Source organism: Sphingobium sp. RC1, from assembly GCF_059738765.1.
The window spans coordinates 200,486-222,453 of record NZ_AP027309.1 but is presented as its reverse complement, the minus strand read 5'-3'; the positions used below and the strand labels follow the sequence as shown (position 1 = coordinate 222,453).

Here is a 21,968-nt window from a genome sequence, read left to right as displayed (position 1 = left end):
TTTCTCCCGGCACCCCGCCGGATTTTTTGGGGGGCAGTGCTGCTGTGCTCCTGCGAAGGCAGGAGCACGACCTCACCCGTTTGCCCTGAGGGCGAACGGCGCCGGGATCAGCGGCATATTTCAAGCAATATCGAACAGTTCAGCCGTCCGCGTCAGCGCGGACACGACGCGCCGGTCGAGTTCCTCATCGAACCGCACTACCGGCACGGCGACACTGAACGCTCCGGCCACTTCCCCATCCGCGCGCGCCACATAAGCCAAGCCGTAGATGCCGGGGGTGCTTTCTTCCCGTGTGCGCGCCACGCCCGTCTGCCGCACCAGCCTGATCTCCTGCCGCAGGGCGTCAGCGTTCGTGATCGTCGTGGGAGTCAGCGCCTCGCGACGGCTTTCCTCCAGATAGCGTTCGAACTCTTCGTCCGGCATCGCCGCCAGCAAGGCCTTGCCCGCCGAAAAGCAGTGAAGCGGCGTGCGGCGGCCGGTCTGCACGGCATAGCGCAGTGCATGGTCGCTTGTCTCGGTGACCAGCGCCTCCATCTCCCACCCCTTACGCACGAAAAAGGAACTGGTTTCGTTCAGCTGGACGCGGAGCGACCGAACAAGTGGCGCGGCGCGTTCAGCGAGCGAGAAGGCGGGCGCTGGTCCTTGCAGGCGGGCCAGCCCCGGACCCGGGTTGTAGCGGCGACCTTCGCGTTGCAGATAGCCGCGCTCCGTCAGCGTCGCGAGCAGGTAGGACAGGCTGCTGACCGGGATCGACAGCGCCTGCGCGATCTCCTGCGCCACTAGTGGGCGGCGGCACGACACGACATATTCGATGATGTCGATCGTGCGCATGGCGGATTTGACGGTGGGCGATAGCGTCTGTTCGTTCATGGCCCGACTGTAGCATCAGGAATGAAATGGCATAGCCTCACGATGAAAAGATGAGCGAACCCCTGCGTTCCAGGAAACGCCATCCTCCAGTGGTGCGGATGAACCTGTCCTTGAATGATCCCACCAACGGCGTGTCTGGGCCGACGAACAACAGCATAGCGCTTTCGCCTGTGGCCTCATCTGTGCTGAGTATGTCGATGACGACATTGGCGCAGACATGGCGGGTGATACGCGGCGGTCGGGCGAGGAAGGCGGCCAATATAGCTTCGCGGCCAACAATCGGCTGATCGGGCGCGGTTGGCCGGGATAAACGGCCATCGTCCGTGAACAAGTTGGCTGCGGCTTCCCATTTCGCCGCATCGTTCAGATTGGCATAGTGATGGACGAGCCGAGTACAGTCCCACTCGATTGCGCGGCGTTGGTCCGGGGTTGGGAAGCTCATGAGGCCTGCGGCGTGTGTGGCTTTGCGTGGCAGAGACCTGCTCTTGATCATTTTGCAATCCATCCGCCGGGAGTCGGGCTGCTCCTCCCGGGCGGACGCCCCCGCTCAGAGGTAGAGTTGCGGGTTGATGGGCAAGTTATTCTCCCGGCAGTACGTCTCGTAATGGTTGATGAACCACCATACGTCGCAGGTTTCGATGAACTTGCCATCCTCGTCGTAGAACTCGATCGGACCTTGCATCCATCCCCAAAGCTTGCCGCCCTGCGGATGTTCGCTGACCAACGTGTGGCGTTCGCCGGGGACTTCCAGGAAGAAGTCGCCGGGACCTGCCACCCAGTCATGTTCCAGATAACGCAGACTGCCTTCCAGGCACATCATGACCAGCCGCCCGCGATGCTTGTGGGTGCCGAGCACGCCCGGCCCCTTCAGCCAGAGCACGTTGCAATAGATGTTCTGGCGGACGTCGAAGGCCAGGTGACGGATGGCGGCATTGTCACCAAAGGGCACCCAGGGGCTTTCCGCCTCTGACGGCCCGACGAAGCTGCCCTTTACCCCGCGCGCGTCGATCACATGGGACAGATTTTCGGGAACATCGACGATCTTGAAGGCGGTCGACGGCGGGGCAGTCATTACAGTGGACATGATGGTGCGATCCTGTTTGCGTTATGTGGGGTTGATCAGAACTTCACGCCCAGCCTGGCGTACCATTCGGCCGGACGATTATAGGTGCCGTAGAATTGTCCCCCGGCGATCTGCGCCTGACCCGTGGTCAGGAAGCGTTCGTTGAAGACGTTGGTGCCGCCTACCGTGACGCTGTAGCGGTCGTCGGGCAGCCGCAGCGTCACATTGGCATTGACGACGTTCGACGCCTTTCGGTCGAGCAGGAATGTACCTTCGGTATCGTTGCGCATCCGGGCCGTGTAGGTCCAGTCGGCCAACATGATGAGCTTCGCGCCGCTGCTGCCCACATCCAGCTCGACGCGCGGGCTGACATTGACCTTCCAATGCGGCGTCTTGGGCAGTTCGGCTCCCACGAACACACCGCCCTGGATCACGCTGGGCGCGACCACCGCGCCCGGCAGTACCGATGTATATTTGGCGTCGATATAGCCGACCGATGTCGTCAGTGCGAAAGCGCGGATGGGCGCGAACACCGCTTCGGCCTCAAAGCCCCGGATCCGGGCGTCGCCCGCATTCTGGATCGTCGGCGACACGCCCTGCTGGAAGTTCAGCTGGATGCCCTTATAGTCGGTCGTAAAGGCCGCGAAGTTCAGTTGCAGACGCCGGTCGAGCAGCTTCGACTTGAAACCGACTTCCCAGGTCGTCGCCTTTTCCTCATCAAAGCTCGGCGCATCGGGCAACGGGTTCGACAGACGCGTGGTCCAGCCGCCGGTCTTGTATCCCTTCGACCAGGACGCATAGGCCATGAGGTCATCGCTGGGATAAAGTTGGACGCCGATCTTGGGCGAGAAATTGTCGAAGGTCTTGCGGTTCACGCCACCAGGATAAAGCTGCAGCGGCGCATCGGCATTGGGGAAGCCCGCAGCGATGCGGCAATCGTCGCTGATCGGCGTCAGCGACGCGCAGGGCGGGACGCCAAAGCCGTTCAATATCTTGTAGGTTAGGCCATTGAGATCGGATTGGAACCCTTCGAACGACTTCTTTTCCTTTGTATAGCGCGCACCGACCGTGATGCCGATCAGGTCGATCGGCTTGAAGTCCAGTTGGCCGAAAAGAGCGCCATTCTTGGTGCTCAGGATATTGTTTCCATCGACCTGCAACAATCCTTCTGCAAAGGTCACATAATCGTGAAGATTACCCGATTCCTTGAAATAATAGGCACCCAGCACATATTTCAGGCGATCATCCAGCGCTTTACCCAGAAGCTGGAATTCCTGGCTGAACTGCTTCTGGTTCATCTCGAAGCTGATCTGGAGCATGTTGAGCGGCGAACCGTCATTGTCCATGCCCACCTTCCAGTGCAGTTCGCGATAGGAGGTGATGGATTTGACCGTCAGGCTATCCGACAGGTCATATTCGATAGTACCCGCGCCGCCATAGGATTGCATGCGGGCGAAGTTCAGCCCCGTCGCATAACTGCTATCCTTGTCTCCAGTGACGAAGCGATTGTCATAAGGCAGGCGATTATTATCGGGGTTCGCGTCGGCATTGACGCCGAAGATCGCAGGCAGGTCGAACATGCCGGTGCGACCGGCGCGACGGTAACCATAGGCGAAGGACGGTGGACCGTTGCCGCAGCCCGTTGATTGGCCCGCAATGGCGCAGTTATAGCTGCCCGCGAAAACATCGAACGCGCCGCCCGCGACATTAGGCGTGGTCGCGAGCAACGTATTGGGAAGCTGTTCCTGCCTGCTGTTGCTATAGTCCCCCGTCAGCGTCACCCGCACCGCATCGCTCGGTTCCCAGCGCAGCTTGGTGCGCACGCTCCAGGCGTCTTCGCCGCCTTCGCGGCCTATCCCGGTATTTTCATAACCCGCTCCGGCATAGGCGGTGGAAGGTTCGACCTGATAGGTGCCCGGCTGCGCACCCGGAAAGGGCTTGCGCTTGAAATAGCCGTCTCGCGTCTTGACCGAGAATGACACCGAGCTCGACAGCCCATCCGCGATCGGAATGTCCGCCGTGCCGCGCGCCTGGAACAGCTTGTAGCTGCCCGTCGTCGCATCGCCGATGAAACGGAACTTGTCGCCCGGATCATGCGTGACGATCGAAATCGCGCCGCCGATGGTGTTGCGACCGAACAGCGTGCCTTGCGGACCTTTAAGTACTTCGATCCGCTCGACATCGCCCAGTTCCTGGTTCGCGCCGACCGATCGAGCCAGATAAACGCCGTCCAGATAGACACCGACGCCCGGATCTATATTGAAGGCAAAGTCGTTGGACCCGATGCCACGGACATAGGCGGCAAGCACCGACGACGATCCAGAAAAAGGCGTACCGGCGTCAAAGGTGACGTTGGGAGCAAGCCCCGAAAGCGCGGCGACGCTCTGCACCGCCCGTTCCTGCAACGCATCATTGGTGAAGGCGGAAATCGCGATCGGAACCTTCTGCACATTTTCCGAACGGCGCTGGGCGGTGACGACGATGTCCTGGATGCCGCCGCTCTGGGGCGCTTCTTCCGTGGCAGGAACTGCCGCAGGCGTCGTTTCCTGCGCTAAAGCGGGCGCCAAAGTCCCGGCCGCTATGGCTAGCACCGACGCAACCGGCAAAGCGGCAATAATCTTGATCATGGTTCCTCCCCTCGACAATGGACGCTTTTCGCGCTCACCATCGAAATGACAGAAACCCGCCTCTCCCGCTTGCACTGGAGCGCTGCCGAACAGGACTCCAGCGCAATTTGATTCATTTCCATGAATTTGTCACGAATGCGAATTATCGCCTTAATCAGTTTGCCAGATAGCCGCCATCGATCGGGATGCACGCGCCGGTGATGAAGGCAGCCCTGTCCGACAGCAGGAAGGCCGTAAGGTGGCCGCACTCCTCCGGCTCGCCCAGCCGCTTGATCGCCTGGGGCGCAAGCAGCGCTTCCAGGAACTCGGGCGAAGTGCCGTCGAGCAGCTTGGAGCGGATCGCGTTGGGCAGGATGGCATTAACGCGCACATTGACCTCGCCATTCTCCCCTGCCGCCGTTCGCGTCAGACCAAGGATCGCATGCTTGGTCGCCGAATAGACGCCTGCTTCGCGCAAGCCCACCGCTCCCGCGATGGATGAAACGTTGACGATGCTGCCGCCACCCTGCTCCCGCATGACGGTCAGAGCGCCGCGCATGATCCGGAAGCAGCTTTTGAGGTTCACATCATTCGCCCGGTCCCACAGATCATCGCTGCTTTCCGCCAACATGGCTTTAAGGCCGATGCCCGCATTGTTGACGGCGAAGTCGATACGCCCGTTGATCGCGCGCGTCTGCGCAATCAGCGCGTCGATATCGGCCGCGCTGGTCACGTCGGCCGCCATAAAGCAGGCGGTGCCGCCCGCCGCTTTGATCTCCGCGACCGCCTGCGCGCCTTCCTCGGCTGAGGAGGCAAGGTCCCTCAACACGACGCGCCCCTTCCGCCGCCAGCACCTTGGCGATGCCGCGCCCGATGCCGCTGGCAGCGCCAGTGACAAAGCCCGTTTCCCCGGCGAGCAATCCGCTGGTCAGGCGCGCGCGATCTGGCGCCCTTCGCGGGGTGAATAGCCGTGCCGCTTGCGGAAGCAGCGCGCGAAATAAGCAGGATCGTTGAAGCCGAGTTCGAGGGCGATCGCGGTGATGTTCACCGCCCGGTCGGCCGCGATCATTTCCAGCGCCCTTTCCAGCCGCCTGTCCAATATATAGGCGCGTAGCGTCGTGCTTTCGGCCGCGAACCAGGTCTGGATCGTTCGCGGCGATATGCCGACTTCGCGCGCGATGGATTCCGTGTCGAGATCAGGATCGCCCAGCCGTGCCTCCACGATCGCCTTGACCCGCGCCAGCCCCCGGCCATCGACATTGGGACCGCCGCGCACAGCGCTGCGCAAGGCGAGGCCCAGCAGGTCGAGCATCAGCGTTTCGGCACCCTCGGCCCAGCTTGGATCAGGCGGCGCGGCACGGCTCTCCGCCTCTCGCCACAGGGCAAGAGCGAGTTGGTGAAAACTGTGGACGGTCGGCGAATTGCCGGGCGTCGGACTGCCGATATGGAGGTCCAGCTGCGGCACCCGCTGTTCCAGTTCATGGCGGGCGACGTCGACCACCATCATTTCATGGGATGCAACCTCGATCCGCATCGGCGCTGCGGTGGTGCAGATGGAAAGGTCGCCGGGCCTCAGTACGCATTCGCGGCCGGATTGGCGCTGCTCGCTGAGGCCAAGGGTCTGGAGGTGCACCAGAAGCCGCTCTTCGCCATGGTGGCGGGCGCTGCGCGACACGACCGAAGATTCCGCCCGCGCCTTGAAAATGGTGAGATCGCCCAGCGTCCAACAGCCAAGCTGACCTAGAAATTCGCGATTGGAACTGTCGATCATCAGCCCGGCGGACCGGCCAGAGGCGATCCTGTTCCAGTAGGCCAAGCGATCACGCCTGGCGACGTCCTGCGTCGAGAATTGCTCGATCATCCACCGCTCTCCTGACTGGAACAGTTTCACATAAATTATGAAAAGGAAATAGTGGCGGTCGTCATCCCCTGGCCTTCATCCGGCTCATCGCAGGTGACGGGGTCATAAGCATCGTCAAGAGACTGATAAATCTAATTTTATCTCCGTTCATTCCCTCCCGTGGAATGTAGCTTCGGACCAAGACTTAGAAAAAATGAATATCTGCGGATCAGTTCGAATGATCGCCACGGCACGATGTGGGGCCACAGCAGACCTAAAGCTCGTTCAGAGGCCGAAGATTTCTCGGCGCGTGCGACGTGGAGCGTGCAATGAACCATCTTCTTACTGTGCCACCGCAATCGGCCCGACCAGAATGTGGTGTGAAGGCCATGGGTTTCCTGCCGCCCTTCGATCAACCCTATGTGCTTTTAGACGACGCATCCTCGCCCAACGGCGACGTCACGCTCTTCACCCATCCGATGCAAGTGATCGAGGCTGCGACGCTCTCGGAAGTCGCACCTGCGCTGGAAGCGGTGCGCGCAGCCACGAGAAAAGGCGCACACGCCGCCGGTTTTGTCAGCTATGATGCCGCCGCCGCCTTCGATCCCGCGATGCCGGTTACCCCCTCCTGCGGGCCGCTCCTCTGGTTCGGGATATTCGGGACCCCATTGGTGCTGCCGTCACAAATGTTCGCGAACCTACTCCCCACGGATGCCGCGTTCCACATAGGGCCGCTGACGCCCGCCAGCACGCAAGGGCAGCATATGGGGCGGATCGAGGACCTGCTCGAACTCATTCGTGCAGGCGATCTGTATCAGGCCAATCTCACTTTCCGCGCCGGGATGGACTTCGACGGTGATCCGCTGGCGCTCTACACCCGGCTGCGGCAGCGCCAGCGTGCCCCCTATGGCGCGATCATATCGACCGGCGCAGACCTCATCTTCTCCTTCTCGCCGGAGTTGTTCTTCACGGTGACGGGGCACGACATCGCCTGTCGTCCGATGAAGGGTACGGCGGAGCGACACGGCGATCCCACAGCGGATGCCGCTGCCGCGCAGTCGCTGGCCACCGATCCCAAACAACGTGCCGAAAATCTGATGATCGTCGATCTGATGCGCAATGACCTGTCGCGGGTGGCGGAGCCTGGATCGGTAACGGTGCCACAGCTTTTTTCGGTCGAAACCTATCCGACGGTCCACCAGATGGTCTCGGCCGTCACGGGGCGCCGCCGCGAGGATGTGGACGCCTTCGACATCCTCGCTGCCCTGTTCCCCTGCGGCTCAATCACTGGAGCGCCCAAGATCCGCGCGGCGCAAGTGATTGCACAGCTGGAAGACAGACCGCGCGGCATCTACACAGGATCAATCGGCCATTTCACCCCGGACGGTGACGCGCGTTTCAACGTCGCGATCCGTACCCTGACCATCTCACCGGCAGAACGGCGGCTGACGATCGACCTCGGGTCCGGCATCGTCGCTGACTCCGATCCCCTCGCGGAATGGGAGGAGTGCCTGACCAAGGCACGATTTCTTGACTAGCATTTCTTGCAGCGATGCCGAGCTTGTTCAATCTGGCCTGATCGAACAAGCCCCAAAGCACCAATACTGAAACCCGCCACCCGATGGCGACGGGTTTCCCTCAACTTCAGAAGGTGAAGCCTGCGCGAATGCCATATTCGCGCGGCGCACCGTAAAATTCATTGAGACCAAACTGGCCGCTGACATAGCGCTTGCCGGTCAGATTGGTGCCATAGGCCTCGATATGGAACTGGCCGGTGCGCAGTGTGACGAGGCCGGACAGCAGGCCATAGCCCTTGATCCGGTCGGTCACCGGTGAATAAGCGAGATTAGTGAAGCGCGGGCCGACATAGGAATAGCTGACGCGCGGGGTCAAAGTCACCTCGTCTCCCAGCTGGAATTCATAGGCCGCCGTGCCGCCGTAGGTCCATTTGGGCGAATAGAGGTTGGGGCCGCCATCGGTGGTGACGATGTCGGGAGTATAGTTGTAGCAAGCCGGAGGCGCCGAGCCGACGCCCGGCGGGCACTGCGGACCCAAGCTCCCGGGCGGAAGGGCGCGGATATTGATGAAGGTCAGGCCGGCCAGCTTCGAATGGACATAAGCGACATTGGCGTCGAGACTGAAGCCGCCGAACTTGCTCTGCAACTGGGCTTCAATGCCCTTGATCTTGCCTTGCGAGATATTCTGGACGCCGTTGAAGCCGGTCGTCGGTTCGATTACTTCGAACTGGAAATCGGAATAGTCATTGTAGAAAGCCGAAATCTGCGTGCGGACATGCTTGTCGAACAGGCTCGCCTTCCAGCCTATTTCATAGTTCCACACCATTTCCGGCCGGAACTCGGAATCCACCGCGTTGAAGCCGCCGGGCTTATAGCCGCGAGCAACGAAGGCGTAGAGCAGATGGTCGTCATTGACCGTCCAGTTGATCGCCGCCTTACCCGTCACGCGACCATCCTTATGCGATCCCGCAAGGCTCGCCACCGGCAAACCGCCGGGCGGGAAGCCGGGGATGCCAGCGCCAATGCGCACATCGCCCACGCCGCTTGCCTTATAGTGCGAATAGCGCGCGCCCAGCTGCAACTGGACATCAGGCGTCACGCGGTAGCTGCCCTGCGCGAAGATGCCCGTCGTGGTGCGCTTGTTGTCCGGATCGATGTCGGTCGGAAAGCCAAAGGTCGTTTCGCGGATACGCACCTTGATTTCGTTCCGTTGGAAATAGCCGCCCAATATCCATTCCAGCGTTTCGCCGGTGGGAGAGATCAGGTTGATTTCCTGACTATATTGCCGTTCGCGAGCATAATAATCCTGGGCGATGCCGTTAGGAGCAGGCGAGGCATCGACATCGTTGACACCTTCGATCTTCTTGCTCTGATAACCGCTGATCGACCGCAGCACGATGCCGCTGGCGAATTCCTGCCGCAGTTCCAGGCTGGAGATAAACGCCTTTTCACGGATCGCCACCGGTGTGTCGTAGTTCAGCGTGTAAATGTCGCCGGTCCGGTAGGAACCAAATTCCGTGCCCTCAATCGGACGATAGGCATAGCCGCCAATGTCCCGATCATTATACTGAACCTTCAGCAGCGCGCGGAAATCGCCCGGCTGCCACAGCACGCCCAGCCGTCCGCCCTTTTCATCGAGCTTGCCCGCCTTGTTATTGAAGGGGCCGACATCGTTGAAATAGCTGTCATGGCCACGATAGAATCCCGCACCACGCACCGCGAGAGTGGAGGACAGCGGCACGTTCACCGCGCCTTCCAATCCGAAATTGCCTCGGTTGCCTGCACTGCCTTCGGCATAACCATTGATGCCATTCAGATCAGGATTGCGCGAATTGATGAAGATCGCGCCACCAGTCGAGTTGCTGCCGACCAACGTGCCCTGCGGACCGCGCAACACTTCAACGCTCGCCAGATCGTAGAAGCTGTTCGCCTGGACGATCGGCGGCTGGAACAGCCCATCGACATAGGTAGCGACGCCTGCCGTCACATTGGGCGAGTTGCTGGCAAGGCCGATACCGCGAATGTTGACCGCCGACGTGATACCCGCGTCGGAAATCGACAGCGCAGGCGTCGCATTTTGAAGGTCGTTGAGGCGAACGACGGCGTTCGCTTTCAGGTCGTTGGCGTCCAGCGCGCTGGCAGCAACCGGCACCTTCTGCAGATTTTCCGTTCGGCGCTGGGCCGTCACGACGATCTCGCCCAGCGTGTTGGACGATCCCGCCTGCGGAGCCGCTTCCTGCGCCCAGGCGGATGACGTCCACAAGGACATTATGGCGGTGGAGCCCGTCAGCAATATGCGTTTCATTCTTCCCTCCCTATTTTTTGGATGTTCTTCCGGTCATTTCGGAGACCAGGCCGACACGGCCTTCAGGAAAGCGCCGGTTTCCGCCGTCGGCTTTTCATCGCCCGGCGGAAAATAGCTGATCTTGACGACGACGGTGCGGGATCGCGGATCGACGTAGATATATTGGCCTTGCAATCCCACCGCGCTGTAAGCACCGCTATTGTCCAGCAGCCACCATTGCATTGCATAGCCGGTCGGAATGCCCGGCATCTTGTCATCGGCCGGGGCGGACGGCGCCGTCGATGTGTGGACCCAGTCGGCGGGCACCACTTGCCGCCCATTGGCGCGGCCACCGTCCAGCATCATCTGGCCGATCCGCCCATAGTCGCGCAGCGTGGCGTTGAAGCCCGCGCCGCTGAATTCGCGGCCGGTGCCCGGCTGCCCATCCATGATGTAGAAGCCGTCCTGCTCCGCACCCAGCGGCTCCCACAATTTCTGCGCGGTATAGCCCGCGACAGTCGTGCCGCTGACACGTTCGATCAACCAGCCAAGCACAGCGGTGTCGAGCGTCTTGTACTGGAACACGCTGCCCGGCGCGTGCAGCCGCTTCACCGTCCGCGCGGCATCGGCAAAGCGCGCGACATTCTTGACCAGCGCGTCGACATGATTGCGCGCCGCGATGCCGGGATTGGCGAAGTCGTACCGTTCCTCATAATCAACGCCAGACCGCATCTGCAGGATCTGCCGGATGGTCGCGCCATCATATCCGCCGCCCTTCAATTCGGGCAGGTAAACAGTGATGTCATCATCCAGCGACTTGATCCGCCCTTCCGCCAGCGCACAGCCGACCAGCAGCGATGTGACCGACTTCGTCATGGACCAGCCGATGAAGCGGCTGTTTTCATCGCTGTTGTTGCGGTAGATTTCGCTGACGATCTTGCCGTCCTTCATCACCAGCAGCGCGTTGGTATAGGTGCGATCGAGGAAATCCTGCGCCGTGTGGCGCTTGCCGCCGAAAGTATAGCTGACATTCAGCGGCGCGTCGGCGCGCGGCAGCCGCCAGGGCGTCCCCGCATGGGCGACGGTGCGCGTGGTGAACAACCGGTCCATACTGCGGAAGGTCAAGGAATTGATGTCGCCATCCAGCATGTGCCAGCGGGCGATCTGGACGGCGACCGGCACCGTGGATGGTTGTCCGTCGGCCAGTACGGGCGGCAACGTCTGCTGCGCCGACACAGGCTGAGCCGCCGCACATATGGCGCCAGCAACGAAACTCACAAGATACCCTGATGCTTTGTGCACGCGCACATCCTCTGCTTTGGACGAATGATGATTGTCGGTCCCTTCCTGCTTTTTCTGGACCGATGATTTGAAGATCGCGGCTCCCAAATGGGATACGCCGCGCAGCCGCCGCTCAGTGCAAATTGCCATGCACCTGAGCGATGACGGAACCGTACAGCTTGGCGACAAGGTCCGCCTGACGGCGACTGTCGGTCTTTTCCAGGATGCGCTTCATCTGTATGCGCACTGTGCCGACCGACACGCCACGGCGATCAGCATAGGCGTTGAGCGACGTGCCCTGTGACAAGGCGACGGCCAGTCGCGCCTCCGCAGGCGTCAGGCCAAATAGCGACGTGACGTGCCCGGCCGATAGGAAAGGCGCCTGCGACGGATCGATAAGGATCAACGCGACGCCGTTCTGATCATCGTCCCACCCGTGCGCCACCGTCCCCTTGAACGCGCCATTGGGCAGCGCAATCGCCTGCACCATGCTGTCGTCCAGATCGCCGAATGCCGCCGTGATCATGTCGTCATCGCAAGGAGGCGACAGGAGCCGCGCCAGCCTCTGACGGCTTTCGGCTGAAACCCCGCGCAGTTGGCCATGGTCCAGCATCAGCGGCGCGCCGTTCGCCAGCATCGTGGCCGCCGCGCGATTGTGCCAGCGGACCTCGCCGCTGGCGGTGCAGAGAATGACACCGGGGCGCAGACGATCCATGATCGAGGCTAATGTGGCTTGCGCGGCACGTGCCGCCTGCACGGTGGCCGAGACGCGCGACAGGGTCAGAAGATGCGGCGCGATATCCGACAGGAAAGCCGCATCCTTGCCGTCCCGCTCCACCGTGTCGCCAATCTGCCGGTGCAGGATCAGGCTGAACCAGCGTGATGGTTCGAATTCGAACAGCAGGCCCGACCCGCCCCTTAGCCCGATCTGTGCCAGGCGATGCCGTGTCTCCTGCAATTGCGGCGATCTGGAATCGAAACGCTGTTCATCGGTGCGGACGGCGAGCTGCGTTTCCAGGCGACCATTTGGAACGATGGTGAGCCGGGGATTATCCGGATTGTTGATCCACCGGTCATGCAGCGCCGCGTTTGCATGGGAATAGCTGTCCCGTTCCTGCCATCGCTGTATCAGATGGCCGCCTTCCCGCCGGTAGAGCTGTACCGCCGCGCTACGCGCGCCCAGCCCGGCGCAAATCTGGTCCAGCAGCGGCCGCCAGTTTTCCGGATGGTCGCAACATCCGTAAAGCGACGACAGTATCTGCGTGCTGAGATTGGCCTCCATTGCATTCCTCCCTGCTTGCCGCGCAATGCTTTTGCTGCGGCGATAGGCTCCCAAATGACGCTACGCTCCGGGAGGATAGCGCGGCCTACATGACCGCCGCTTCCCTCTCCTCATGCGTGGCATTTTCTTCCCGTTCCAGAACGTCCAGCACGATGCGCAGCGCATCCTGATATTCGGGCGTCAGCAAGCGTGTGTAACGGCGTTCATGCGTGGTCATGATCGCGTCCGCCTCGCTGCGCACATCCTCTCCCTCCGCGGTCAGGCTCAGGGCGAAGGAGCGTCCGTCTACCGGCGACTTCTGCACCAGATCCTTCTGGATGAGGCCCGTGATCAGCGGCACCATATTGGCGCGCTTGATCCCCAGCATGCGGCCGATGTCGCTTTGGATGCAGCCCGGATTGGCACCGATCGTCAGGAGGATCGTCGCTTCCACCGGCCGCAGCCCGATCAGTTCCAACCCCGCGCCCAGCGTCGCCATCATCGCGGAGGAGGAACGCCGCAGCCGATATCCCAATCGTGATGCGACAGGATTGATCAATCTGTGGCCGGAGGGACTCATGCTCATGACACTCTCATAATGTTATTGCTCAGAACAATCAACATTGATATGCAACATAACATTAGGAGAGGACCTGACACATGTCCGCATCACAGATTTCCCTGATTATCGGTGGCGAATCACGCAGCGCCGATCTGGCTTTCGAACGAAAGAACCCGGTTACGGGCACCGTCGCCACCCGCGCGGCGGCGGCCAGCATCGAAGACGCCATTGCCGCGGTCGACGCCGCGAAGGCAGCATTCTCCGCCTGGTCGCAAACCGGCCCCAATGCCCGCCGCGCCTTGCTGATGAAGGCCGCCGACGCGCTCGATGCCCGCGTGGACGATTTCATCAACGCGATGATGGAGGAAATCGGCGCGACCGAGGGCTGGGCGCGCTTCAACCTGATGCTTTCAAGCTCGATGGTGCGCGAAGCGGCGGCGCTCACCACCCAGATCGGCGGAGAGGTCATTCCGTCCGACAAGCCCGGCTGCATCGCCATGGCGATCCGTGAACCGGCGGGCGTGGTGCTGTCGATGGCACCATGGAACGCGCCGATCATCCTCGCCACCCGAGCTATCGCCGTGCCGCTCGCCTGCGGCAACAGCGTGGTGCTCAAGGCATCGGAACAATGCCCGCGCACCCATGGCCTGATCGTCCAGGCCTTTGTGGAAGCGGGGTTCACGGGCGGCATCGTCAACCTCATCACCAACGCACCGCAGGATGCGGCCGATGTGGTCGGCGCAATGATCGACCATCCAGCCGTGCGCCGCGTGAACTTCACCGGATCGACGCCGGTCGGCCGGATCATCGCGAAACGCTGCGCTGAACATCTGAAGCCTGTGGTGCTGGAACTGGGCGGCAAGGCGCCGCTGATCGTTCTGGAGGACGCTGACCTTGACGAAGCAGTGAAGGCCGCCGCGTTCGGCGCCTTCATGAACCAGGGTCAAATCTGCATGTCGACCGAACGGATCATCGTGGTCGACGCCATCGCCGAAGCCTTTGTAGTGAAGTTTCAGGCAAAGGTCGGCACCATGGCGGTGGGCGACCCGCGTGAGGGCAAGACGCCGCTGGGCGCGGTGGTGGACAGCAAGACTGTTTCCCATGTCCGTTCGCTCATCGATGATGCGCTGGCGGCGGGCGCGACCCAGTTGAACGGCGGCGCGGTGTTGAGCGAGAGCGGGGGTGTGCTGATGCCCGCCCATGTCATCGACCGCGTCACGCCGCAGATGAAGCTGTTCCGCGATGAAAGCTTCGGCCCGGTCGTTGGCATCGTCCGCGCCCGCGACGAAGCCCATGCGATCGAACTGGCCAACGATACCGAATATGGCCTGTCCGCATCGGTCTTCACCCGCGACACGGCGCGCGGGCTCAGGGTCGCGCGGCAGATCCAGTCCGGCATCTGCCATGTAAATGGCCCGACCGTCCATGACGAAGCGCAAATGCCCTTCGGCGGCGTCAAGGCGTCGGGCTATGGCAAGTTCGGTGGCCGCGCCGGGATCGACAGCTTCACTGAACTGCGCTGGATCACGATGGAGACCCAGCCCGGTCATTATCCGATTTGAACCAACCGCATTCACATACGCGTCATCCCAGCGAAAGCCGGGATCTCAGGCGGATAGGCATGACTTGGCCGCCCGAGATGCCAACTTTCGCTGGCATGACGACCAGAACAAGGACTTCACCATGACGAACTTCCTGCATGCCGATGGCGTCGAGCAGGCCGAAATCGAAACCGTCGCCTTCACCGTGGAGGACGGCGTCGCCTGGGTCAGTCTCAACCGCCCGGACAAGCGCAATTGCATGTCGCCGCGCCTCAACCGCCAGATGATGCGCGTGCTCGACGAGCTGGAGTTTCGCGCCGATGTTGGCGTCCTCGTCCTGACGGGCGAGGGCGCGGCGTGGAGCGCTGGCATGGACCTCAAGGAATATTTCCGGGAGACCGAGGCGCAGGGCCTGAAGGGCACGCGCGACGCGCAGCGGGAAAGCTATGGCTGGTGGCGCCGCTTGCGCTGGTATCAGAAACCGACCATCGCGATGGTCAACGGATGGTGCTTTGGCGGCGGCTACGGCCCGCTCTTTGCCTGCGACCTCGCCTTCGCGGCGGAAGAGGCGCAGTTCGGCCTCAGCGAAATCAACTGGGGCATCCTGCCCGGCGGCGGCGCGGCCAAGGTGGCGACGGAACTGACCAGCTTCCGCAACGCCATGTATCATGCGCTGATGGGCGAGAATGTGGACGGCAGGACGGCGGCGGAATGGGGCTTCGTCAACGAAGCGCTGCCGATCGGGGCGCTCAGGGACCGCGTGTCACAGGTTGCGCAGACATTGCTGACGAAGAATCCCGTTGCGCTCAAGGCGACCAAGGACGCCATCCGCCGGGTGCGCGAGATGACCTATGACAATGCCGAGGATTATCTGATCCGCGCGCAGGAAGCGGCCAACAGCTTCGACAATGAGGGCCGCAAGGAAGGCATCAAGCAGTTTATCGACGACAAAAGCTACAAGCCCGGCCTTGGCGCTTACGATAAGTCGAAACAGCAGGCCTGAACCGCGACAGACTGGCAGGATCGCCCCGAAAGGCGGCCTGCCCCACAGAGTTTTGGAGAGACGGACCCATGACGGCCGATACCCTAAATCCGCCCGTCGTCACCGCTGCCCGCACCGGCAATGCGCTCGACCGGCTGCTCCGCCCGCGATCGGTGGCGATCGTCGGCGCATCGGACAAGCCGGGCGCGCTGGGCGCATCCGTCCTGTCCAACCTGACGCGCAACAGCTTTTCCGGCGACATCCACCTCATCAATCCCAAGCGGGGGGAGATCGGAGGGCGACCGTGCCTGCCATCGGTCGATGCCTTGCCCGATGGCGTGGACGCCGCCGTTCTCGCCATACCGCGCGCGGCGGTGCTCGATACTGTGAGGGCGTTGGCCGCGCGCAATGTGGGCGCTGCCGTCATCTTTTCCGCCGGATTCGCCGAAGGCGGTGAGGAAGGTCTGGCAGAGCAACGGGAGATTGGCCGCATCGCTGCCGAGACCGGCATGGTGGTCGAAGGTCCAAACTGTCTTGGCATGACGAACTTCATCGACCGTGTGCCGCTGACCTTCGTGGAGACCGATGCCAAGCCATTGAGCGATCGTCCCGGCATAGGCGTCGTGTCGCAAAGCGGGGCGATGGCTTGCGTGTTGTGCACCACGCTCGCTTCGCGCGATTTGGGCCTGTCCTTCTCGATCTCGACCGGCAACGAAGCAGCATCGGGCGTCGAGGATTATGTCGATTACCTTCTGGAGGACAGTTCCACCCAAGTGATCGCGATGATCGTGGAGCAGTTCCGCAACCCGCAGCGTTTCCTGGCCGCCGCCCGCCGCGCGCGCGCGCTGGGCAAGACGATAGTCCTCCTGCACCCTGGCCGCTCTGCCGCCGCGCGTGAATCCGCTGCCACCCACACCGGCGCGATGGCAGGCGACTATCAGGTGATGCGCGTCAAGGTGGAGCGCGCGGGCGTCATCCTCGCCGAGACGCTGGAAGAGCTGGGCGACATTGCCGAGATCGCCGTGCGCTGCCCCACCATTCCGGCTGGCGGCGTCGCGGTGCTGGGCGAAAGCGGCGCGTTCAAGGCGCTTACCCTGGACCTGTGCGAAGTGATCGGCCTCGACCTGCCGCAGGTGAATGACGGCAATGCCCCTGCCCTGCGTGCGGCGCTGCCCGACTTCGTGCCCGTCTCCAACCCGCTGGACCTGACCGCGCAAGGGCTGGTCGATCCCGACCTCTATCGCCGGACACTGGCGGCGCTGTTCACCGACGACCGGTTCGGCAGCATCGTCACGGGCATCATCCAGACCGATCCCGTGACGGTCGGCATCAAACTACCGCCGATCCTGCGCGCCGTTGACGAATTGCGGCCGGACAAGCCGATCATCTTCGCCGGGCTGGACGAAGGCGCGCCGGTTCCGTCCCATCATATTGATCATCTGCGCGCGCTCGGCATTCCCTATTTCCCTTCGACCGAACGCGCATTTCGTGCGCTGAAGCGGCTCAACGACCATGCGCGCCGCGACTTCAGCGAAGCGCCGACCACCCCTCTACCCGCCTCCGGCCTCGCCGGGCACAGCGGCGTCATCCCCGAATATCGCGCCAAGGCAATCCTCGCCCCGCTCGGCATCCCCTTCCCAAAGGGCGCCTTCTGCACCAGCATCGACGACGTGCTCCGCGCTGCGCAAGCGGTCGGCTATCCGGTCGCGCTCAAGGCACAATCCGCCCGTCTAAGCCACAAGAGCGATGCGGGCGGCGTGGTGTTGAACCTCCCCAACGCCGACGAACTGCGCGCGGGCTGGGACCGGTTATATGCCGATGTCGCCGCCTATGATGCGACCATCGCACTCGACGGTGTCCTGCTCGAAACCATGGGCGAGCGCGGCGTCGAACTTATCATCGGTGCAAAGAACGATCCAGACTGGGGACCAGTCATCCTGTGCGGGTTCGGCGGCGTCACGGCCGAAATCCTGCAGGACGTGCGCCTGATACCCCCCGGCCTCTCGATCGACGCCATCGCCGCTGAACTGCATAAGCTCAAGCAAGCGCCGCTGCTGCGCGGCTTTCGCGGATCGCCCGCGCTGGATGTAGAGGAGGCAGCGGGGATTATCCATAGGCTTGGCCGCATCCTTCTCGCCGAACCTTCAATTCGGGAGATCGATCTTAATCCGGTCATCGTCTATCCGCAGGGTAAAGGCGCAATCGCCCTCGACGCCCTCATGCTGACAGCCCCGTAAGACGCCTGACCAACAAGGCAATAACCAGATCGACAATCATTTCAGGGGAGGAGAGGATGGCGCAGAACGGAACGGACATCAGGCAATTACTTGATGAAGCGCCCATGGGCCGCCTGCAAATCGCAGCTATAGTGCTGTGCATCATGCTGAACGCGCTTGATGGCTTTGATGTTCTGGCGATCAGCTTCGCCTCGCCCGGCATTGCCGCAGAGTGGGGCATTGACCGCGCCGCATTGGGCGTCGTGCTTTCGATGGAACTGATCGGCATGGCTGTGGGGTCCGTGCTGCTCGGCGGCCTGGCTGATCGCATCGGCCGTCGGCCCACCATCCTGTTCTGCCTCCTGGTCATGGCGACGGGTATGTTGGCCGCGACCTTTTCATTCAGCGTTGTCTCCCTGTCGGTGATACGGCTTGTGACTGGCCTCGGCATCGGCGGCATGCTGGCTTGCACCAACGCCATCGTCGCAGAACTTGCCAACGCGCGCACCCGCAGCCTGGCCGTTGCCCTCATGGCGGCGGGCTATCCGATCGGCGCGATCCTTGGCGGCTCGGCCGCTTCGATGCTGCTGGTGTCGGGCGAATGGCGCGACATATTCCTGCTTGGAGGAGTCGTCACAGCAATCTTCTTGCCACTGACGTTCCTGCTGCTCCCTGAATCGATCGGATTTCTCCTTCAACGACGCCCGGCCAATGCGCTGGACCGGATCAATCAGTTGATAGGCCGGATGGGACACAATGCGCTGGATGCTTTGCCCGCTTCAAATGCAGCGGCGCCCGAGGCGTCCTTTGCCGCGCTGTTCAGTCCCGGCCTCGCACGCACGACGGTGCTGCTGACGGCCGCCTATTTCTTTCACATCATGACCTTTTACTTCATCCTCAAATGGGTGCCCAAGATCGTCGTGGACATGGGTTATGCACCGTCGTCCGCTGGTGGCGTGCTGGTATGGGCCAATGTAGGCGGCTTGCTGGGAGCGCTTTCGCTCAGTGCCCTCAGTTGGCGGCTGGACGTCCGCATATTGGTGATCGCCGCCCTCTTACTGTCGATGGCAATGGTGACTGTCTTCGGACAGGGACAAGCCAGCCTTTTCGGCTTGGCCCTGGTAGCTGCGGCCGCGGGATATTTCACCAACGCGGCCGTCGTCGGCCTCTACGCCATCATTGCGCATTCTTTCCCAACGGCGGTTCGGGCAGGCGGCACGGGAATAGTGATCGGCCTCGGCCGTGGAGGAGCTGCTTTGGGTCCCATCCTTGCTGGTTTCCTTTTCACTCTCGATTTCAAGCTTCCCGCCGTGGCGTTGACCATGGCATCAGGGTCGCTGATCGCGGCATGCGCGTTAGCCCTTCTCGTGACTGGAGGACGGGACAGCAATTCGTCCAAGCTTCACGAATGAAACATCGTTCCGTCATTGGCCGCCTGCCGCTCGCGCTCTTCTTTGAAATAACCATAAGGAGGAAAGACTGCCCATGTCGCCACAGCGCTATTCCATGACGGCTATCGCGTTGCATTGGTCGATCGCGGCAGCCCTGATCTTTCAACTCGTCCTGGGCTGGCAATTGTCCGGCATCGCGCCGGGGCTGGGCCAGTTTGCCGCCTATCAGCTGCACAAGTCGATCGGGATCGTCATCCTGCTGCTCACCCTTTTGCGCGTTGGCATCCGCCTGGCCCACCCCCGCCCCCCGGCACTGGCGGATGATCGGATATCTGCGTTCGCGGCGAAGGTGACGCATCAATTGCTCTACGCCGTCATGCTGCTCGCCCCGCTCAGCGGCTGGGCGCTGGTCTCAACCAGCAAGCTGCGGGTGCCGACGCTGCTGTTCGGCACGATTGCCTGGCCGCATCTGCCGATCCCTTTTGACCTCAATGGAATAGCCTATGACACGCACCGCCTGGCGGCTTATGTCCTGGCCGGATTGGTCGTGCTGCATGTCGCTGGAGCTATTCGCCATCAATTCTACAAGCGCGAGGATTTGCTTGCTCGCATGATCCCGGGCTTGGCGCCGGGACTTGCGCTGCTGGCTGCGCTGGGAACAATGGCATTGGCAGGTTCGGCATCATTCTTTCTTACCGGAACGCCCACCATAGCCGTGGCCCAGCAGAAAGGGACGCCCGCGCCGATCAAGATAGCGCCCCCTTCACCCGGTTCCACCCCAGCGCAGCGGCCTGCCACGACCCCGACAGCCCCAACGACCCCAAAGGCTACGCCAGTGCCCACAGCCAATTCACAACAGCTTCCATTGTCCCGGTGGCGCGTCGTGGGACAGGGAAAGCTCGGCTTTATCGCCATGTGGAGCGGCGCGACGGTGGACGGATCCTTCCTTCACTGGAAATCGGACATCCGCTACAGCCCGGACGATATGCCCGGCAGCGCAATCCTCGTGACGATCGACCTGGCCTCCGCCGTCACGGGCGACGCACAACGCGACGAAACGCTGCGAGGCCCCGACTACTTCGACATATCGGCGCATCCGCATGCTGTGTTCCGCGCCAAGGGTTTCCGGCCACGGGGCGGCGACCTGTACGAAGCCAGAGGCACGCTGGACCTGAACGGACGCCGCCGCCCGGTCACGCTACGCTTCACGCTGCATCAGGATGGGGACACCGCCAGAGCCGAAGGCCGAGCGGATCTCGACCGGAACATGTTTGATGTCGGTTCACCCACTGATGAAACGATCGCTGCGAAGGTCACAGTAAACTTCGCCTTGACCGCGCATCGGCAGGATCAGTGATGAGGCGGGTTTCGACGCAATTTACAAGAAGCACTTTGTCATCCAGTTTGCTCAAGACGAAAAATTGCCATTCTTCTGTCACCTCGCACCGCCTTTAAAGCATCGTGGGCAAAAGTGGGAACCGGTTTTGCGCTTAAAAGGATGCGATAACAAAAAACTAGAGCGCCGACCTGCGTCCGATTAAACGCAGCGCGCTCTAGCGCCATCTTCTCTCCGCCGTTGTGGCGGAGAGAAGATAACAACAACGCCCTTTAGAAGTTCAGCTCGGCAGATAGGCCGATCGATCTGAATGATCCGTACGTAAACTGCTGAGTCAGAACACCTCCAGTCAGAGGAGCGCCCTGGATATAACCGACGAAACGTTTGTCGGTGCAGTTGCGACAGAACACGCTAAAGCGCCATTTGCTGTCAGCGGCCCTCAGACCCAGATCGAAGTCAGCCGTCGTATAACCCTCTTGTTTCGTGCCCGGATTGCCATTCGACGTGTAGTTGACGGCAGAGCGTGAATATAGGGAGCTTCCGATGCTCGCCACCAAACCCGCTGTAACCGGCCGCTCATATCGTACGCTCAGCAATCCAGTCCAGGCAGGGGCATTGGGAAGTCGCCGTCCGCTCGAATCGGTCACCCCGCCGACACAATCGGGCTGACCAGTATAGCAGATATCTCCCTTGAACTCTTTGAACCTTGCATTGGCATGGGAAAGCCCGCCCGATATCGTTAGCCCATCAACTGGCTGCGCCGCCAGTTGCAGCTCAAAGCCTTTCGTCACGAGCTCGCCGGCATTTTGGACAAAAATGGAGAGCGTTCGCGGATCAAAGGCTTGCGCCTGAAAATCACGGAAGGAAGTATGATATACCGCAGCGTTGAAGGTTAAGCGTCTGTCAAAGAACTGCGACTTCAACCCCAATTCATAGTGCCGGGAAATTTCGGGCCGTACATAGATCGTCGAGAACTGCGCGAAACCCGGACCCTTATAACCTCGGGAAGCAGTGGCATAAATCATGTGGTCACGCGTCACGTCATATTGCAGCGTCCCGCGCCAGGACAGGTCCGTATTGTGCTGCTCGACGGTCGGAGTGTTAGCTACAGGAATGATTTGGATTGGCGCTCCCAACCCATCCGATGAATATTGGATATCCACTTCATCATAGGTCAAGCGAGCACCGCCGATCAAAAATCCAGCACCGCCAGCGCCT

The 21,968-nt window shown here is 61.6% G+C and carries 17 protein-coding genes; 6 read left to right on the top strand and 11 right to left on the bottom strand.

Translation table 11 applies throughout. The features are described from left to right. Nucleotides 1-120: 120 nt before the first annotated feature. The 6 genes from AC6JBC_RS17260 to AC6JBC_RS17235 all read right to left on the bottom strand — a co-directional run bounded on the left by AC6JBC_RS17260 (nucleotide 121) and on the right by AC6JBC_RS17235 (nucleotide 6,400). Nucleotides 121-870: an IclR family transcriptional regulator gene (locus AC6JBC_RS17260; RefSeq protein WP_498026684.1), complete on the bottom strand. Its 750-nt coding sequence runs from the start codon at nucleotides 868-870 to the stop codon at nucleotides 121-123. Nucleotides 871-907: 37 nt separating this feature from the next. Then, nucleotides 908-1,312: a nuclear transport factor 2 family protein gene (locus AC6JBC_RS17255; RefSeq protein ID WP_498026683.1), complete on the bottom strand. Its 405-nt coding sequence runs from the start codon at nucleotides 1,310-1,312 to the stop codon at nucleotides 908-910. A gap of 105 nt (nucleotides 1,313-1,417) precedes the next feature. Beyond that, nucleotides 1,418-1,954, bottom strand: coding sequence for a 2,4'-dihydroxyacetophenone dioxygenase family protein (locus tag AC6JBC_RS17250; protein ID WP_498026682.1), 537 nt, complete (start codon nucleotides 1,952-1,954; stop codon nucleotides 1,418-1,420). Between the two features lie 35 nt (nucleotides 1,955-1,989). Next, a complete protein-coding gene (locus AC6JBC_RS17245) occupies nucleotides 1,990-4,560 on the bottom strand; it encodes a TonB-dependent receptor (RefSeq protein WP_498026681.1) in 2,571 nt (856 codons plus the stop codon). 154 nt (nucleotides 4,561-4,714) lie between these two features. After that, nucleotides 4,715-5,368 carry an SDR family NAD(P)-dependent oxidoreductase gene (locus tag AC6JBC_RS17240; protein ID WP_498026680.1) on the bottom strand — a complete coding sequence of 218 codons (654 nt, stop codon included), beginning with the start codon at nucleotides 5,366-5,368 and terminating at the stop codon, nucleotides 4,715-4,717. Nucleotides 5,369-5,467: 99 nt separating this feature from the next. Then, nucleotides 5,468-6,400, bottom strand: coding sequence for an AraC family transcriptional regulator (locus AC6JBC_RS17235; RefSeq protein ID WP_498026679.1), 933 nt, complete (start codon nucleotides 6,398-6,400; stop codon nucleotides 5,468-5,470). 308 nt (nucleotides 6,401-6,708) lie between these two features. On the opposite strand from AC6JBC_RS17235, the gene pabB reads away from it, so the two are divergent. Further along, on the top strand, nucleotides 6,709-7,917 hold the full coding sequence (gene pabB / locus AC6JBC_RS17230; RefSeq protein WP_498026678.1) for an aminodeoxychorismate synthase component I: 1,209 nt from the start codon (nucleotides 6,709-6,711) through the stop codon (nucleotides 7,915-7,917). Between the two features lie 106 nt (nucleotides 7,918-8,023). Here the strand turns inward: pabB and AC6JBC_RS17225 are convergent, their stop codons facing one another. From AC6JBC_RS17225 to AC6JBC_RS17210, 4 genes are all read right to left on the bottom strand, one after another. Beyond that, complete coding sequence (locus AC6JBC_RS17225; RefSeq protein ID WP_498026677.1) at nucleotides 8,024-10,201, bottom strand: TonB-dependent receptor; 2,178 nt, start codon at nucleotides 10,199-10,201, stop codon at nucleotides 8,024-8,026. Nucleotides 10,202-10,234: 33 nt separating this feature from the next. Further along, nucleotides 10,235-11,611, bottom strand: coding sequence for a serine hydrolase domain-containing protein (locus AC6JBC_RS17220; protein ID WP_498026676.1), 1,377 nt, complete (start codon nucleotides 11,609-11,611; stop codon nucleotides 10,235-10,237). After that, on the bottom strand, nucleotides 11,595-12,743 hold the full coding sequence (locus AC6JBC_RS17215) for a helix-turn-helix transcriptional regulator (protein WP_498026675.1): 1,149 nt from the start codon (nucleotides 12,741-12,743) through the stop codon (nucleotides 11,595-11,597). The genes AC6JBC_RS17220 and AC6JBC_RS17215 overlap by 17 nt, the downstream gene beginning before the upstream one ends. An 85-nt stretch (nucleotides 12,744-12,828) precedes the next feature. Beyond that, the gene (locus AC6JBC_RS17210) at nucleotides 12,829-13,308 is read right to left on the bottom strand and encodes a MarR family winged helix-turn-helix transcriptional regulator (RefSeq protein WP_498026674.1); all 480 of its coding nucleotides are present in this window, start codon (nucleotides 13,306-13,308) and stop codon (nucleotides 12,829-12,831) included. A gap of 74 nt (nucleotides 13,309-13,382) precedes the next feature. On the opposite strand from AC6JBC_RS17210, the gene AC6JBC_RS17205 reads away from it, so the two are divergent. The 5 genes from AC6JBC_RS17205 to AC6JBC_RS17185 all read left to right on the top strand — a co-directional run bounded on the left by AC6JBC_RS17205 (nucleotide 13,383) and on the right by AC6JBC_RS17185 (nucleotide 20,771). Then, entirely contained in the window at nucleotides 13,383-14,846 is a 1,464-nt protein-coding gene (locus tag AC6JBC_RS17205; protein WP_498026673.1) for an aldehyde dehydrogenase, read from the top strand. Nucleotides 14,847-14,967: 121 nt separating this feature from the next. Next, nucleotides 14,968-15,828 (top strand): p-hydroxycinnamoyl CoA hydratase/lyase, encoded by an 861-nt coding sequence (locus AC6JBC_RS17200; RefSeq protein ID WP_498026846.1) that lies wholly within the window; start codon nucleotides 14,968-14,970, stop codon nucleotides 15,826-15,828. 68 nt (nucleotides 15,829-15,896) lie between these two features. Further along, nucleotides 15,897-18,044 carry an acetate--CoA ligase family protein gene (locus AC6JBC_RS17195; protein WP_498026672.1) on the top strand — a complete coding sequence of 716 codons (2,148 nt, stop codon included), beginning with the start codon at nucleotides 15,897-15,899 and terminating at the stop codon, nucleotides 18,042-18,044. Between the two features lie 56 nt (nucleotides 18,045-18,100). Beyond that, nucleotides 18,101-19,435, top strand: a complete 1,335-nt coding sequence (locus AC6JBC_RS17190) for an MFS transporter (RefSeq protein WP_498026671.1) — start codon at nucleotides 18,101-18,103, stop codon at nucleotides 19,433-19,435. 73 nt (nucleotides 19,436-19,508) lie between these two features. Then, entirely contained in the window at nucleotides 19,509-20,771 is a 1,263-nt protein-coding gene (locus AC6JBC_RS17185) for a cytochrome b/b6 domain-containing protein (protein ID WP_498026670.1), read from the top strand. A 251-nt stretch (nucleotides 20,772-21,022) separates the two neighbouring features. On the opposite strand, the gene AC6JBC_RS17180 is transcribed toward AC6JBC_RS17185, so the two are convergent. Continuing rightward, nucleotides 21,023-21,928 carry a TonB-dependent receptor gene (locus tag AC6JBC_RS17180; RefSeq protein ID WP_498026669.1) on the bottom strand — a complete coding sequence of 302 codons (906 nt, stop codon included), beginning with the start codon at nucleotides 21,926-21,928 and terminating at the stop codon, nucleotides 21,023-21,025. Nucleotides 21,929-21,968: the final 40 nt, after the last annotated feature.